This is a genomic window from Brevibacillus borstelensis, from assembly GCF_036700025.1.
Lineage (GTDB): Bacteria > Bacillota > Bacilli > Brevibacillales > Brevibacillaceae > Brevibacillus > Brevibacillus borstelensis.
The window spans coordinates 1,439,661-1,453,904 of record NZ_CP144922.1; the positions used below are offsets into that span (position 1 = coordinate 1,439,661).

Below are 14,244 nucleotides of genomic sequence, written 5' to 3' on the forward strand. Positions count from 1 at the left end.
GATGCGCATCAAAACGCGCCTGATTCACGGAGGAATCGAGGGAGATCCACACACAGGAGCAGTTTCCGTCCCGATTTATCAAGTGAGCACATACAAGCAGGAAGCGATCGGCCAGCACAAAGGCTTTGAATATTCCCGGACGGGGAACCCGACCCGGCATGCCCTGGAAACGTATATCGCCGAGCTGGAGGGCGGTGCGCGTGGACTGGCGTTTGGCTCCGGCATGGCGGCGCTTTCCACGATACTCTCCATGTTCAACAAAGGCGATCACGTGGTAGTCGGGGACGATGTGTACGGGGGAACATACCGCGTCATTACCCGCGTGTTCTCGCGTTTGGGCCTGGAAGCCACCTATGCGGATACGAGTGACGGAGCTGCTGTAGAAGCAGCCATTCGCCCGGAAACAAAGGCGATCATCATGGAGACGCCGACCAACCCGCTCCTGAAGGTAAGCGATATTGAGTCGCTGTCGAAGGTTGCGAAGAAGCATGGCATTCTGTTGATCGTCGACAATACGTTCATGACGCCGTATTGGCAAAATCCGCTCGACCTTGGAGCAGACATCGTCTATCACAGCGCAACCAAATACCTTGGCGGCCACAGTGATGTCGTCGCCGGTCTGGTCGTAACCAAGGATGCGAAACTCGGGGAAGAGCTTCATTTTCTGCAAAATGCGATTGGGGGCATTCTCGGTCCTCAGGACTCCTGGATTCTGCTGCGCGGCATGAAAACGCTCGGCATCCGGATGGAAGAGCACGAGCAAAATGCTCGTACACTGGCCGAATGGCTGGAAAAACGAAGCGATATTTCTCGGGTGATTTATCCTGGATTGGCCAGCCATCCGCAGCATGAGCTGGCGAAACGCCAAGGTCGCGGCTTTGGCGGCATGATCTCCTTTGACGTGGGAAGTGCGGCTCGTGCAGATGAAGTGCTGTCCCGAGTGAAATATTTTACGCTCGCCGAGTCTCTGGGTGCTGTCGAAAGCTTGATCAGTGTTCCGGCACGGATGACGCACGCCTCGATCCCGGCAGAACGCCGCGCCGAGCTCGGAATTACCGATGGCCTGGTCCGCATCTCTGTCGGAATCGAGGATGTACAGGATTTGATGGAGGATCTGGAACAAGCGCTCTCCAAGTGATAAGATGGAGAAAATGTGGAGGGGGCGGAAAGCGTGAGTGTGGAGATAAAGGTGTACGGTACAGAGCAGTTGTGTGCAAGCTGCGTCAATTTGCCTTCAGCCAAGGAAACGGCTGAATGGCTGCAGGCAGCGGTTGGCCGCAAGTACGGGAACGACAATGTCCGCATCACGTATAGCGACTTTCAACAGCCGGAGACAGAAGAAGACAAAAGCTGGGCGAAGCGCATACTGGAGGAAGATTTGTGGTATCCGCTTGTCGTAATTTCCGGGGAAATTGTCGGCGAGGGAAATCCCAAGTTGAAAAGTGTTTATGAAAAGCTGGAGAGCATGGGCTTGCAGCCTTTGGCTGCTCCTGTTGACAGCGATGAATAGATCAATGGTTTAAATAGCAGTAGGAAGCGGTCAGACGAGATTTACGGTCTGGCCGTTTTTTTGTTTATGGAGCGTGCCCAGCAAGCCGTTAATTGCTAGTTGGTGAAAGTCCAACCGAGGCAGGAGCCAAGTCACCTCGTAGCTGACAGGCAACTGGTGGAGAAATCCTAAGGTTGAAGCCCTGTGACAAAGTAACTCGAAAGAGTGCGAGCAAATCAGCAGGCCGTAACATAAAGTGAATCCTGCAGCCTCGTTAAGAAAGACCACCGAGAGGTGGACAAAGGGAAGCCGAGCTTGTTTCATATGGGCGAAGGCCAAGGACGGTGTGGAGAACTTGGAATACAGCACCTATGAATCCCTCGGGGTATGGGGAGCGGTATGTTGAGAAAGTAGTTAACGGAACTGGGGAGACCCTACTCTGCACGCCCCGTCAGGAGCGTAAAACGGAAACCTATAACCGTAAGGGAAGTGGTGGATGGCAGAGAGGGAGTCGGAGGGGTTCATAGTACCGATGAACATAAGGACAACACAACCTTATGGAGGGAAGGAGCCCTGCTTTGTTCACGGGTCGAAGGAGGTAAGAGTGAGTGAATGCAAGTAAACTTGCTAACTACACCGATGTAAAAGCTCGACAACTTTGGACAACCCTATATCTTTGTGCCAAGGCAAACTCAAAACGGCGATTTCATGCCTTGTATGACAAAATCTACCGCCCGGATATTCTAGCGACAGCTTGGAGGAGAGTAAAAGCAAATAAAGGGAGCGGAGGAATCGACGGACAATCCATCGCACAGATTGTGGAGGAGTATGGGGAGAGCCGTTTTCTTAACGAGATCTATCTAGATTTAAAAGAAAAGCGGTATCGTCCACATCCGGTTCGTCGAACTTACATCCCTAAACCGGATGGCAAGAAACGTCCACTCGGCATCCCGACGATCAAGGATCGGGTGGTCCAAATGGCTACTAAGCTAGTCATTGAACCGATCTTTGAAGCTGATTTTCGGGACTGTTCTTATGGCTTTCGGCCAGGAAGAAATGCTCACCAGGCAATTGCACAGATACGCAAAGCAAGCAAGAGGTGTTATTGGGTCGTAGATGTTGACATTAAAGGGTATTTCGACAACATCAACCATGAGAAGTTGATGAAACTGGTCGAAATGAGAATCAGCGACAGACGTGTTCTGAAACTTATCCGACAATGGCTGCAGGCTGGGGTCATGGAAAATGATCAATTCCATGAAACAGAACTGGGAACTCCGCAAGGAGGGGTAATCTCGCCTCTTCTTTCAAACATCTATCTAAACTACATGGACACCATTTGGGAAAATCAATTCTCCCATCTTGGCACACTTATCCGCTATGCGGATGACTTCGTTATCATGTGCAGAACCAAACAAGAAGCATTGGAAAGCATTCAAGTGCTGATGGCTATTCTAAACAAGCTGGAGCTTAGTCTCAGTAAAGAGAAATCTAGACTCGTTAATATTTGGGACAATTCCACTGGGTTTGACTTTCTTGGGCTGCACCATCGCAAATTCCCCGTGTTCAACAAAGGGGGGAGCAAGGTATTTGCTATGTCTCATGTACCAGCTAAGAAAGCAATGAAGGAAATGAGACGTAAAATTAAGGAATACACTGCACCAAGGAACAAACTGTTTCTGTCTCTAGAAGAGCTAGTGAAAGGGCTAAATCGCAAGCTAAGGGGGTTCAAGAACTACTACTTCATCTCGCCCATCGCCAAACGATGGGCAAGACGGATAGACTGGTATGTGATTGAACGCCTTACAATCTTCTGCAACAAGAAAAGAAGCAAGCGGAATAAACATGCCGGAAAGCTGAAGGTCATACAAAACACGCAGGGTAGTTTATTGAAATTAGCCGGATAAAGTAAGCCGAATGCCAAAGAAAGAAGAACATCGGAAAGCCGTATGAGGGAAAACCTCACGTACGGTTTGATGAGGGGGAGCTGAAATGAGCAAGGCGACCATACGGTCGCCCGAAAGTTTCAGTTCTCTACTCTACAACGGAAACCGATCGTGCTGTTGAAATGTGAGAAGACGTTCGACAAATGGAAGGGATGCAGGAAATAAGGTAAAAGTAGAGGCAGAGATAGATGGAGATTGAGTTTTTCTTGCTTGCATCAATAGGTCCGGATGATTACATAGAGGAATACGCCTACGAAAGATTATTTGATTTCATCACGTTTGTTTTGCTAGGAAGGAAAACGGCCAATGGCTGGGAATACTACCGCCTCCAGCTCAAGCCGGAAATGGTTCCGATGCAATACCGGGATGTATTGTTCATCAACGGAAGAGCGTATCAGGAAGGCTCAGACCCGTGGCCATTCGATGATAGAACCTATACCATACGAAAAAAAGTAACGGAATTTGCTGTTCCGCGCTTTGACCAAATGCTTGCGCAGGCAAGAGCGGACGCGCTGAAGCCGCGGGCCTGGGACTGGAGCCGCGACCTGATCCACCATCCGAAGTTTACCAAGCAGGTAGCTGCCTATCGGAAAAACAAGACAAGCAAAAATTTGAATGCCGTCTATCAAGCGGTGCGCAAGCATTATAATCTGAACCGCAAGCAAGATTCGGTCGAAGTGATCAAAAGCGTGCTGAATCATGTGAAATAGCAGATTTTTACCTCTTTGTTTTTGTTTCGTCATCCGTTTGTAACGAAAGATAAGGGGTTTCGTCCTATAGTTATGAATGTAACCATCACCAAGGAGGAAATCACAATGAATAACAAATGGATGAAGCCCGTTACATTCCTGCTGCTTGCCGGCGTAATCGGAGGTACTGGTCTGACGGTGGCCCATACAAAAGTAGCTCATGCGGACGCAGAGAAAGGAAAGCCGTTTGCAGCAGCAGCAGAACTGAAGCTGGACAAGAACACCTATGTCATCGACCAAAAATCTGCTGATGTCAACGGCGATAAAGTAGCGGACACGGTATACCTGGTAGGAGTAAAGGAAAAGGCGGACGATATATACGCCGCCGATATGAACATCGTGGTTCAGGACGGAAAGACAAAAGCCTACAGCAAAACCGAGATGAAGGACCTTGGCGGCTATGAGGGCGAGCTGACTCTGCTCGACTTTACGGGAGATCACGTCGCCGATGCCTTTGTCAAAACGGCGACAGGCGGCAGCGGAGGCATCTACAACCATGTCATTGCGACATTTGCGGACAACAAGGGGAAAGTAATCTTTGGCGAAGAAGAAAACGAAGGAATCCGCTACGAGGGCAAATTCGCAAACGGTTTTAAGGTGGAAGGAAAGGGGACCCATCTGCAGCAGCCGTTGATTCTCGATGTACAGGCAAACAAAGAGCTTTATCAGATGGCCAAGCTGTACGACAGGGACGGCAAGCTGCTGAAAAAAGATGACGACTTGTCCGTCTATTCCTATCCGTTCGGCTCGCTGCAGCCGATTGATATCGACAACAACGGAACGTTTGAACTGATGGGCGAGCAGCGGATCGTCGGGTTGAACAATACGGATACCGTTTCCACACTCAAGTCGATCTGGGGCTTTGGCAGCGAAGGCAAATGGGCACCATATGAAGTGGAATACTCCACCTTCCTCTTGAAGCATCCGAATGAAGCGATCAATGTCACGCCTGATGCAAACGAATAATACAAGCTGCGACCTGCTCAAAAATCTGTAGCAGGCAAGAAAAAGACGCGGTGGCTGCCGCGTCTTTATGCTGTTATCAAGTTGTTTTCTGAAACCAAGTTTTTTCTGTTACCAAGAATTTTTCCTGTCGCCAAATTGAATGAAGCCCGCTAAACCCATCTCTGTCTAACCCGAAATAAGCTGCCAGTCGCTGTTCTACCCCTCCTGTTTTGTTCATATATATCGACCGACATGGACAAAGGGGGAGACGATGGAATGGAAGCGCGGTTGGCACGCTATTATCAGCTAAAAGAAGAGCAGAAAAAAATCGAGGAAGAATTGCAGGGGATCAGACAGGAAATCCTTGAAGAATACCCTGACGCGGGGTCCGTAATCCTTGGTGATTACAGGTTGGCGATCAGCTTTCAGGAAAGGCGCGAATATTACGACGACAGACTGTACAACGCCCTGCCTGAGGCTTCTTTGTGGAGGCTGGTGTCGAGAGCGGATGCAGGAAAAATATCCAGCTTGCTAAAGCTGAACGTCATCCATGAAGGAATATTGGAAGGGACGTATGAACTGAAACGAGTCCCGGTCGTAAAGGTTCAAAAAAACTGAATAAATGAGGCTAACCACGGAACCACTGGTGGATTAAACATTTAGGCAACTTCCAAAGAAATCATTGTAGGGTGACGGATTATTGGTAAAACCAAGAAGGTATTTGTTCTATAACGAATAATAATATTTGTTATCGAAAGCTTCCTGTGACACAAATAATAATGAAGGAGAAGATCGGATGGAAAAATTGATCGAGGATTATAGCCAAGACTATGCGCTGCTGCGAGAAGCCGTCGAAGGATTGTCTGAGGAGGAACTGCGTTTCCAACCTGGACCGGACAAATGGAGCATCCATCAGATTGTGATCCATGTGACGGATGACGAAATCCTGTCGACACATCGGCTAAGAAAAGTCTTGGCTGAGGAAGAACCGCTTCTGCTATCATTTGATCAGGAAGCCTGGACGGATAACCTGGGATATGGACGGTTGGACCGAGAGCAGCATCTGCTCCTGTTCCAAAATCTGCGGGCCAGCATGTTGCCACTTCTGGAAAATCTGACTCCCAAGCAGCTTGAGCGGGTCGGGAAATATCCCGATGGAATGCGGTACACGTTCAAAGAGCTGCTTGAATTACGCGTCCAGCATGTCCGTGACCACCTCGCTCAGATCGAGCGAGTAAAGCAGGCATTCCGGAAAGATAGGGGATAACACGATACTAACAAAGAGCTCTCGTTTAACAACAAAAGCCGATCATTCTTCTTTATAAAGAATACCGGCTTTTACTTTTTATCCATCCTTATGCCATTCATTTTTTGAAAATAGGTTTTTCTCGTCAGTCTGACCGGAGCGATGCTCCGGTTTTTGTGTCTTGCATGTCTGAAGCCAGTTTAAGAGAAAATGATGGCTGCAGGCAGTTGCAACTCTTTACTTCGCAGCGTATTTATTCGGTTTGTCCTTTCCCTTGCTGAAGAAAAGCATCCACCAAACCAGCAAATACAAGTAACCCGCGCTGACATACACAGACCAGACAGCACCTTCTTGCAGTTGACTGATCAAATGATTCAATTCATGGGTGCCCTCTGCTCTTCCGATGCTGTTGACCAAACTGACAAGAGGGACGGTGATTGCGAAGATGATAGCGACAATCGACGCGCTTTTCATTTTCTTTCGAGCAAGGCTCCACAGGCCCAAGGCTAATGTAGCAAACAAAAAAAGGTAATAAATCGCCCAAAACCAGGCAGGGAGGGTTACCATACTCATTTTTTTGCACCTCTTTCCATTCGACTCTCTTTACGATCGATGTCCGATACAAACAGGGAGCTATCCTGCACTGCAATTTCCTTGCATAGAGGATGGATCATTGCCCTTTCCTTTTCACATAGATGAGATAAGCAACCAAAACAGCCGCAATGGAAACCAGCAGTCCGATTATCCACACGTTTTCCTGCTTTTCCCAAAAACCGCTTGGTTGGCTATTTTCTGGCGGGTCCGCGGTTACAGGTGTTCCCGGGCCGATGGCAAGCAAATCAACTGAGGCATCGGAGAGAAGCGTCGTTCTAGTGCAGATATTGGTCGCCAGCCCGCCTGATTCACTGTAGTACGTATCCGGGTGGGCATACACAAGATAATCATTGCCTGCTTGGAAGGCGATGCCGCAGTCGCCGTCTCCGCTGCCCGTTGCAACGAGAACCTGGGATTGATTCACTCCTTTCCACGTAGTGTTGACCTGAAATTGCACCTCATGTCCATACTCTGCGGAATTGACTGCTGTAACCGTACCTGCAAAGACGGCTTCGGCCTGTTCAAGCGCTTTTTTCGGAGTCGGAGGCTGGGCGCAGGAACAGGCATAGACACTCGACGGAGTGAAGACAAACGAAAAGAGAAGCAGGAGAAGCACCAATCCGAATGCAAACCACCTTGCCATACAATCACCTCGACGTAAAGACGCAGCAGCTGCAATGCACGTTACATAAACGAGGAAAAAATGTCATGAGTCAATCCCTTAAAGTCAGTAATCAGGGGAGTTTTCCTTGCAGCTCGGAAGGAGAGAACACGAAGAGACAACTGAAGAACAGAGACGTGAACTACATGTTGAGAATAATAATCTCGATTTGCCTATTTACAGAAGTCGAATAAAAAGTCATAATTTGATTATGCGATCAATAATTTGGTTAATCGATCAAATCATTTCATCCACTTGTCTCGCTCCTCAGACCTGAGAGTTAGGGAGATGTAATATTGGGTGTCTGTTGCACTCCCATTCTCTAGATTCAAAGACGTTTCTTATGAAAAGGGGTAAGGTAGTTTATGTTCAAATCTCAACAGAGCAACAAGCATATGACAGTTATTGGACTTGCGCCAGTCGAGCGCGTTCTTGTGATGCTTACTCCACCTGTTTTGGGAATGATTCTAGGGTATTTCTTGCCGTCAATTGCTGATTGGGTTGCCGGATTGCCTTGGTTCCCACTTCAAGGTCCTTTGCAGTTGGTCGCTTCCTTTGATGAGAAGTGGGTGGCGATTGTAACGACTTTTTTAGGTTTGATTGCAGGTGTATGGCTCTCTGCTGTGGCGATAAAAGAAAGCCTTGTAATCGCTGTTTCCGATGATGAAGTAACAATGAAAATCAATGATGGTACTCAACGGTATTCCAAATCCGAAATTGCGTCGGTGTTTATTGACGGCAAGGAGCTTGTCCTGCTTGGAAATACCGGGCAAGAGTTAGCGCGCGAAGCTTATGAATCAACGCCTGCCACTATCGCTGATGCGTTTGTCAAGCACCGTTATCCATGGTCGGTAGAGGGGGACCCCTATGAGGCAGAATATCGCCTTTGGGTGGATCAAACGCCAGATTTGTCCCCAGCCTTAAACGCTCTTTTGAAGGGCCGCGAGCAAGCATTGCAAGAGAAAGACGTGGAATCGGCCAAAGAGATGCAACGCGAAGCTTGTAAATTTGGCATAATGGTAAAAGACAGAGGGAAGTTTCAGTACTGGAGAAACCTAAGCAAATAAACGAGGTCGATCAGGATGAGAACGAAAAAAACGGATGAAAAAAAATCTTTTATTTCCGAGGCCAGGCGCGCGCAAATCGTCGATGCGGCGATTAAGACCCTGGATGAGATCGGGTACATCCACGCCAGCATGGCCCAAATAGCAAAAAAGGCTGAAATTAGCACGGCATTGATCTCATACCATTTTAAGGACAAAAATGATTTGATGGACTATACATTAACGCAGCTTTTATCTGACATGTCCTCTTATGTTTTGGAACGTACGCAAGCAGCAACCACTCCCCACGACAAGCTCCGCGCCTACATCGAAGCCAGTATTGCCTATCATGCCAATAAGCCTGAATACAATATTGCTCTGATTGAGATCGTCTTTCATGCGCGGACGGCTAATAATGTCCCCTATTATAAGCTGGACGACGATGAAGAGAATCCTCTGGAGAGCGAGCTGCAGCAAATTCTGGTTGCGGGACAGGAGAAAAAGGAATTCGGCGAGTTCAATGTTTTGGCTATGGCAAGCGCAATTCGAGGAGCGATTGACGAATATATATTCAACAGGAAGCTGAACGGCAGTATCGATCCGCAGTCGTATAGTACCGAACTTGTGAATCTTTTCTACCGTGCGGTTTTAAGAGAATGAAGGAAAATTTCTTTGAACACTTACTGCACGAACCAGCGGCATCGGTTTTTATATTCGTCCTCGGAAAGATTCCGCTGCTTTTCAATTCCGGTCAGGCTTACGAGGTCCGGACGATCCCGTACGGTTAGGGAGACGAGACCATACGGGGGCTGTCCAAATGCCTCGCCGAATGTAACGACTTCGATGACTACCTCGAAGGCCGGGAGCCTGGGGTCGCCCAAACGCTTGATGCCGGCGATTTTTCCGCAGCCAAAAGGCCTTTGAAGAGTGCTGCCGATCAACTCCAGGTAGCGGTTTAGCAGGGCGCCTTCGAGAAGCTGCTCGCGGCCAGGTGCGGGAGATGCAAATGAAAGCCGTACTTTCTCCGACGCGGCGGCGGCAGCTTGTAGCTGTTCTTGCCCAAATGCCGCGGCGGTAGTGTGAAGTGGCACTCGCTCAGATTCCGAAGCAGAAGTGTAATGCGGCACTCGCCCGGCTATTGAAGCGTCAATGTATCTGTAAGTAAATGTTACAGGGACCAACAAAAGGAAAAGGAGTGCATGTTTCATTGACTCACCTATACGGGGGAAGACTTTGCGTACGAATATGCCGTTAGTATGAGGAGACCATCAACAAACCATGCAGCAGAGCAAACAAAAAAGCCCTCGGCTTACGAGAACCGATAGGCTTTCTATTGCCGGGCTAGCCCAGATGTTTCTTGTACATCCAGAGAATGCCGCTTTTTATGACACGAGGCATCTGGCCGACCAGGGATACTTTTCCGAGGACGCCGAAGCCTTCTTTTTTACCCAGAGAGCCGAACATTCCCTTGTGCTTGATAACAGGCAGCGAGGCAGGGTACTCTTCGCCTTTCATATCCTTTTTCAGCATGAGTGCAATTTGCTCTCCCTGCAGTTCCGCTGTTTGTGCGCTCGGCGCATAAGGAAGGCTCGCACAGTCGCCCACTACGTATACATTGGGGTAGTTGGGAACCTGGTGGTAGGCGTTCAGCTTGGCTCGTCCAATGTTATCCGTTTCGATCGGCAGCCCGCGGACGATCCGGTTTGCTTGAATACCTGCGGTCCAGACGATGACATCGCTCTCAACCGGTTCGTTATGGTTGTACACCACACCCGGTTCGACGCGATTCACATTCGCCATCGAGACCAGTTGGACATCGTGCTCAATAAACCATTGGGAAGCGTATTCTTGCAGCTTTTTCGAGAACGGGCTGAGAATGCTCTCGCCGCGGTCCACGATGCGAATGTTCAGATCGGCACGGCTTTCCCGCAGTTCGGAGGCAAGCTCAACGCCGCTAAGTCCTCCACCGACGATGGTAACCATACTATATGGATTGAGGTTATTGATTGCCGCATACGTATTTCTTGTTGCGGCCATGGTCTGGATCGAATTGGTGAACTCTTCGGCTCCGGGAATATCGTGATAACGGTCTTCACAACCCAGTGCCAACACCAGCCAGTCATAGGAAAGCGTATCGCCGTTGTCAAAGTTGACGATTTGTTCGTCCAGGTTCACTCCTGCTACTTCTCCGTACTTGATTGTTAAACGAGGATCGCTGGGAAAAGCGACGCGTACGGCCATTTCCGGCTCCGTACCTGCAGCCAGAGCGTAATACTCCGTCTTCAATCCGTGAAACGGCATCCGGTCCACAAGCGTGACAAAGACGTCATCTGGTAAATCAGGGGACAGGATGCGCTCAATAATTCGCAGACCCCCGTATCCTCCGCCAAGGATAACAAGTCGTTTCATAGAAGGTCTATCCTTTCTTCTGTCCGTTATTTTACAGCACCCACTCTATTGTTGTTCTCTTTCGCTTAAATTGCAAGCAGAATCTTTTTCCCAGATAACGGTGCACTTGTGTACTGAATTTTTCCTTGAGAAGCGGTACAATAAAGAACGAAATACGAAGCCGATAACTATGGCAGGTGAGAAATAGATGAAGCCCTTAGTAGAATTTTGCGCGAGTAACGTTTCTTCCTATACAAAGCCAGTAATGGAAGCGCTCGAAAATGACCCGGAGCTGGATGTCGACGTGCTGGAATACGGCTGCCTCGGATACTGCGGCGAATGCTACATGCAGCCCTTTGCCTTGGTAAACGGGGACCTGGTGCAAGCGGAAACGGCCGATGAGCTGTTGGAAAAAATCAAAGCGAAGCTCAAGGCAGATGAAGAAGAGCAGGAGGACTTTCCCTTTTGAGCAATCGGGAAGGGAAATGAGCAGCTTCGTTTGACCTGTTGCGATAGTGAAGGGCTGTCCCCTCGTAAGTCTTTACGAGCGGGACAGCCCTTTTTCATTGCATGCGAGTGCTTTTTATAGGAAACGGCTACTCGCTGCCTGCGCTTGCTTCGGCTGCCCTGTCGCGAAAGAACAGCCTGGCGAACGGCAGATGGGTGACCAGCATAAATCCGAGGCACACCAGCAGTACAGAGAATATCGGCAGTGTACTGAGGAGCGCACCCGATAACATGATGCCAGCCGCATAGCATGTATCCAGTACCGGCAAGGTCATGCTATTGAACAAACCTTGCTGCTCATACGGAATCCGCGTCTGTATCACTGAAAAGTAAATGATCGTCGCCACGATTTCAAACACAGCAGCCAGGACGAGGACGAAAAGGGTCCAGGTAAGCCCGAGCGGAAAGGCAAGGCCGGTCAAAAGGACAGCTTCCCCCAGTCCAAACAGGAAATAGACCCAGGTCAGGGAGTACGTCCGTGTCAGCCGGTTTACAACCCTGTCGCAGACAAGTGCTCCTGCGAGCGACCCCAACCCCTGTGCTGCCAGAAGCAGCCCCCAGTATTGCTGGGGATCTCCGTACAAGCCGGCAAGTGACAGCAGAAAGATCTTCAGCATTCCCAACAAAAGGGAATACCCGATGGCTGTCACGACAAAAGCAGCGATCATCCGGTCACGAGAAAGCAATCCGAAAAAGGCAGGGAGCGCCGAGAAAATCGCTTTTGTAAAGCCATTTTCGTTCTCTGCCTGCTTTTGGCTTTCCGCTGCCGGAAGCATGTAAAACAGGGCAAATGCAGCAAGTCCGGCAAAGGAGCAGAGCAGAAGCATCGTTCCGATGCCAAAAACGAGGATGGCCATGCTTGCGGCCAAGGGCCCGATGATTTTGCAGAGGCGCTCGATACCCATGATTGCTGCGTTTCCCTGAATCTCCAGCCCTTTTGGGATGACCCTGGCCCGCAAGGTGAGCGAAGCGGGAGACCCTGCTGTTTTCGCGATGCCGATGCCGAGCAGAATGAGCTGCACCTGCCACAGCGAGGATGACAGGGGCAAGAGCGTGACCAGGATGCTGTAAGCCGCGATATCCAGGGTCGTCACTCTTTTTGCGCCCCAGCGGTCAATCCAGGAGCCGATGATTGGACCGAGCAGGATGCCGGGCAGCAGTTCAATGACAATACTGAAGACAAATTCTTTCCCCAGTCCGTAGCGTTGGTGCAGAAACAGCGGGATAGCGGTAACCAGCATCCACTGCGTCCACTCCCACAGAAACAAGGCAGCGAGATAGCGTCGGAACATCTTTTCATTTTTTGCTATTTTCCAGAAAATCAATTGAGATCCCCCCAAGTTATGAATTGCCTAACCGGGGGGCTGCAACAATTAAGAGCGGCACGGTTCACACCTCCTGAACATTTGAAAATGTCTTACAATCAGTAACGTAACAAAAATGGCTGATAAAAACAAATAAAAAGACAGGACACCGGTTAAGGCGTCCCGTCTGCAGACTTCAACAGCGTATTCGTTTAGTGTTCTTTGACAACATTGTAGAAGGTGTCGCGTTCCAGCGCGCGTTTGCCGGCGCCCTTGATCAGCCAGACCAGCTCATCGACAGTGAGCGCTTGCTGTGTAAGCGCCCCGGCGGAGTGGCTGATGCGCTCCTCGATCAGCGTTCCGTGCACATCGGACATCCCCATGGTCAGGGACAACTGGGTCAGCTGGGTGCCGATGTTGATGAAGTAAGCCTTGATGTGCGGGAAGTTGTCCAGCATCAAGCGGCTGATCGCCATTGTTTTCAGGTCGTCGATAGCAGAGTTGCGGCGTTTGATGCCGGCTGTCGCTTTGATCGGCTGGACCGCCAGCGGGATGAATACCAAAAATCCGTTGGTTTCATCCTGCAATTCACGCAGGCGGAGCATGTGGATCACGCGTTCTTCCAATGTTTCGATCGATCCGTACAGCATGGTGGAGTGAGTTTTCATACCCATTTGATGGGCAGTACGGTGCACTTCCAGATACATATCTGTCGATGCCTTTTCCGGACTCATTTTCATGCGGTACCGCTCGGTCAGGATTTCCGCGCCGCCTCCCGTCAAGCTTTCCACTCCGGCCTTGCGCAGCTCCTCGAGCACTTCACGGATGGACAGGCCAGAGATGCGGGAAAAGAACTCGATCTCGGCACCGGTGTACGCCTTCATCGTGACATGCGGATACGCTTTTTTCAGCGTGCGGATGTTGTCGAGATAGTAATCAAACGGCACATGCTGGTTGTGGCCGCCGACGATGTGAAACTCGCGGATGCCTTCGTGGTAGCGGGTCTCTACATAGTGAAGCAGCTCTTCGGTGTTCATCGTATAAGCGCCGTCTTCGCCCAAGTCGCGGCGGAACCCGCAGAATTTGCAATGAGCCTCGCAGACGTTGGTCGGATTAATGTAGAGGTTTTGAATAAAGTAAACATTGTCTCCGTTTTTCCGTTGGTTGACCAGATTGGCAAGCTGGCCGATCGTCAGCAAATCATTAGAATTAAAAAGGGTGAGACCGTCCTCCAATGTAAGTCGTTCACCGGCAATTACCTTGTTGGCCACTGTGGACAAATTTTTGTCCTGAAGAACAAGGGTGTCGAGTGCCATCATAAACACTTCCCTTCAGCTAGAATTACTCGCAATCCTGTGATGTTGTTCGAAAG

At 49.6% G+C, this 14,244-nt stretch carries 16 protein-coding genes; 10 read left to right on the forward strand and 6 right to left on the reverse strand.

The window, feature by feature from the left end; all coding sequences use genetic code 11:
• The first annotated feature begins 1 nt into the window (after position 1).
• The 7 genes from V5G20_RS06660 (at position 2) to V5G20_RS06690 (ending at position 6,396) form a co-directional block, all read left to right on the forward strand.
• The gene (locus V5G20_RS06660; protein WP_024983091.1) at positions 2-1,138 is read left to right on the forward strand and encodes a bifunctional cystathionine gamma-lyase/homocysteine desulfhydrase; all 1,137 of its coding nucleotides are present in this window, start codon (positions 2-4) and stop codon (positions 1,136-1,138) included.
• Positions 1,139-1,171: 33 nt separating this feature from the next.
• Entirely contained in the window at positions 1,172-1,510 is a 339-nt protein-coding gene (locus V5G20_RS06665; protein WP_003389717.1) for a YuzD family protein, read from the forward strand.
• Between the two features lie 587 nt (positions 1,511-2,097).
• Positions 2,098-3,396, forward strand: a complete 1,299-nt coding sequence (gene ltrA / locus V5G20_RS06670) for a group II intron reverse transcriptase/maturase (protein WP_024985477.1) — start codon at positions 2,098-2,100, stop codon at positions 3,394-3,396.
• A gap of 245 nt (positions 3,397-3,641) precedes the next feature.
• The gene (locus V5G20_RS06675; protein WP_338463282.1) at positions 3,642-4,145 is read left to right on the forward strand and encodes a hypothetical protein; all 504 of its coding nucleotides are present in this window, start codon (positions 3,642-3,644) and stop codon (positions 4,143-4,145) included.
• 105 nt (positions 4,146-4,250) lie between these two features.
• On the forward strand, positions 4,251-5,150 hold the full coding sequence (locus V5G20_RS06680; RefSeq protein ID WP_338463283.1) for a hypothetical protein: 900 nt from the start codon (positions 4,251-4,253) through the stop codon (positions 5,148-5,150).
• A gap of 255 nt (positions 5,151-5,405) precedes the next feature.
• Positions 5,406-5,747, forward strand: coding sequence for a hypothetical protein (locus V5G20_RS06685; protein ID WP_003389713.1), 342 nt, complete (start codon positions 5,406-5,408; stop codon positions 5,745-5,747).
• Between the two features lie 178 nt (positions 5,748-5,925).
• Entirely contained in the window at positions 5,926-6,396 is a 471-nt protein-coding gene (locus V5G20_RS06690) for a DinB family protein (RefSeq protein ID WP_003389712.1), read from the forward strand.
• A 216-nt stretch (positions 6,397-6,612) separates the two neighbouring features.
• Here V5G20_RS06690 and V5G20_RS06695 read toward each other — a convergent pair whose 3' ends face one another.
• Together V5G20_RS06695 and V5G20_RS06700 are read right to left on the reverse strand one after the other, a co-directional pair.
• Positions 6,613-6,948 carry a hypothetical protein gene (locus V5G20_RS06695; RefSeq protein ID WP_003389710.1) on the reverse strand — a complete coding sequence of 112 codons (336 nt, stop codon included), beginning with the start codon at positions 6,946-6,948 and terminating at the stop codon, positions 6,613-6,615.
• Between the two features lie 97 nt (positions 6,949-7,045).
• A complete protein-coding gene (locus V5G20_RS06700) occupies positions 7,046-7,612 on the reverse strand; it encodes a hypothetical protein (RefSeq protein WP_035989960.1) in 567 nt (188 codons plus the stop codon).
• A gap of 383 nt (positions 7,613-7,995) precedes the next feature.
• Here V5G20_RS06700 and V5G20_RS06705 point away from each other — a divergent pair, with 383 nt between their 5' ends.
• Entirely contained in the window at positions 7,996-8,697 is a 702-nt protein-coding gene (locus V5G20_RS06705; protein WP_003389706.1) for a YqeB family protein, read from the forward strand.
• 15 nt (positions 8,698-8,712) lie between these two features.
• Positions 8,713-9,333: a TetR/AcrR family transcriptional regulator gene (locus V5G20_RS06710; RefSeq protein WP_172921020.1), complete on the forward strand. Its 621-nt coding sequence runs from the start codon at positions 8,713-8,715 to the stop codon at positions 9,331-9,333.
• A 20-nt stretch (positions 9,334-9,353) separates the two neighbouring features.
• Here the strand turns inward: V5G20_RS06710 and V5G20_RS06715 are convergent, their stop codons facing one another.
• Complete coding sequence (locus V5G20_RS06715; RefSeq protein ID WP_003389704.1) at positions 9,354-9,764, reverse strand: hypothetical protein; 411 nt, start codon at positions 9,762-9,764, stop codon at positions 9,354-9,356.
• Positions 9,765-10,014: 250 nt separating this feature from the next.
• Positions 10,015-11,082 (reverse strand): NAD(P)/FAD-dependent oxidoreductase, encoded by a 1,068-nt coding sequence (locus V5G20_RS06720; protein WP_003389703.1) that lies wholly within the window; start codon positions 11,080-11,082, stop codon positions 10,015-10,017.
• Between the two features lie 187 nt (positions 11,083-11,269).
• On the opposite strand from V5G20_RS06720, the gene V5G20_RS06725 reads away from it, so the two are divergent.
• Complete coding sequence (locus tag V5G20_RS06725) at positions 11,270-11,530, forward strand: DUF1450 domain-containing protein (RefSeq protein WP_003389702.1); 261 nt, start codon at positions 11,270-11,272, stop codon at positions 11,528-11,530.
• Between the two features lie 127 nt (positions 11,531-11,657).
• Here the strand turns inward: V5G20_RS06725 and V5G20_RS06730 are convergent, their stop codons facing one another.
• Positions 11,658-12,893 (reverse strand): MFS transporter, encoded by a 1,236-nt coding sequence (locus V5G20_RS06730; protein WP_338463284.1) that lies wholly within the window; start codon positions 12,891-12,893, stop codon positions 11,658-11,660.
• Between the two features lie 191 nt (positions 12,894-13,084).
• The gene (mqnE, locus tag V5G20_RS06735; RefSeq protein ID WP_003389698.1) at positions 13,085-14,188 is read right to left on the reverse strand and encodes an aminofutalosine synthase MqnE; all 1,104 of its coding nucleotides are present in this window, start codon (positions 14,186-14,188) and stop codon (positions 13,085-13,087) included.
• Between the last annotated feature and the right edge of the window lie 56 nt (positions 14,189-14,244).

What these genes read in the sequence shown, in the direction of transcription:
- V5G20_RS06660 (WP_024983091.1), top strand. Translation starts at nt 2, where the DNA reads ATGCGCATCAAAACGCGCCTGATTCACGGAGGAATCGAGGGAGATCCA.
- V5G20_RS06680 (WP_338463283.1), top strand. Translation starts at nt 4,251, where the DNA reads ATGAATAACAAATGGATGAAGCCCGTTACATTCCTGCTGCTTGCCGGC.
- V5G20_RS06685 (WP_003389713.1), top strand. Translation starts at nt 5,406, where the DNA reads ATGGAAGCGCGGTTGGCACGCTATTATCAGCTAAAAGAAGAGCAGAAA.
- V5G20_RS06690 (WP_003389712.1), top strand. Translation starts at nt 5,926, where the DNA reads ATGGAAAAATTGATCGAGGATTATAGCCAAGACTATGCGCTGCTGCGA.
- V5G20_RS06695 (WP_003389710.1), bottom strand. Translation starts at nt 6,948, where the DNA reads ATGAGTATGGTAACCCTCCCTGCCTGGTTTTGGGCGATTTATTACCTT.
- V5G20_RS06700 (WP_035989960.1), bottom strand. Translation starts at nt 7,612, where the DNA reads ATGGCAAGGTGGTTTGCATTCGGATTGGTGCTTCTCCTGCTTCTCTTT.
- V5G20_RS06705 (WP_003389706.1), top strand. Translation starts at nt 7,996, where the DNA reads ATGTTCAAATCTCAACAGAGCAACAAGCATATGACAGTTATTGGACTT.
- V5G20_RS06710 (WP_172921020.1), top strand. Translation starts at nt 8,713, where the DNA reads ATGAGAACGAAAAAAACGGATGAAAAAAAATCTTTTATTTCCGAGGCC.
- V5G20_RS06720 (WP_003389703.1), bottom strand. Translation starts at nt 11,082, where the DNA reads ATGAAACGACTTGTTATCCTTGGCGGAGGATACGGGGGTCTGCGAATT.
- V5G20_RS06725 (WP_003389702.1), top strand. Translation starts at nt 11,270, where the DNA reads ATGAAGCCCTTAGTAGAATTTTGCGCGAGTAACGTTTCTTCCTATACA.
- mqnE (WP_003389698.1), bottom strand. Translation starts at nt 14,188, where the DNA reads ATGGCACTCGACACCCTTGTTCTTCAGGACAAAAATTTGTCCACAGTG.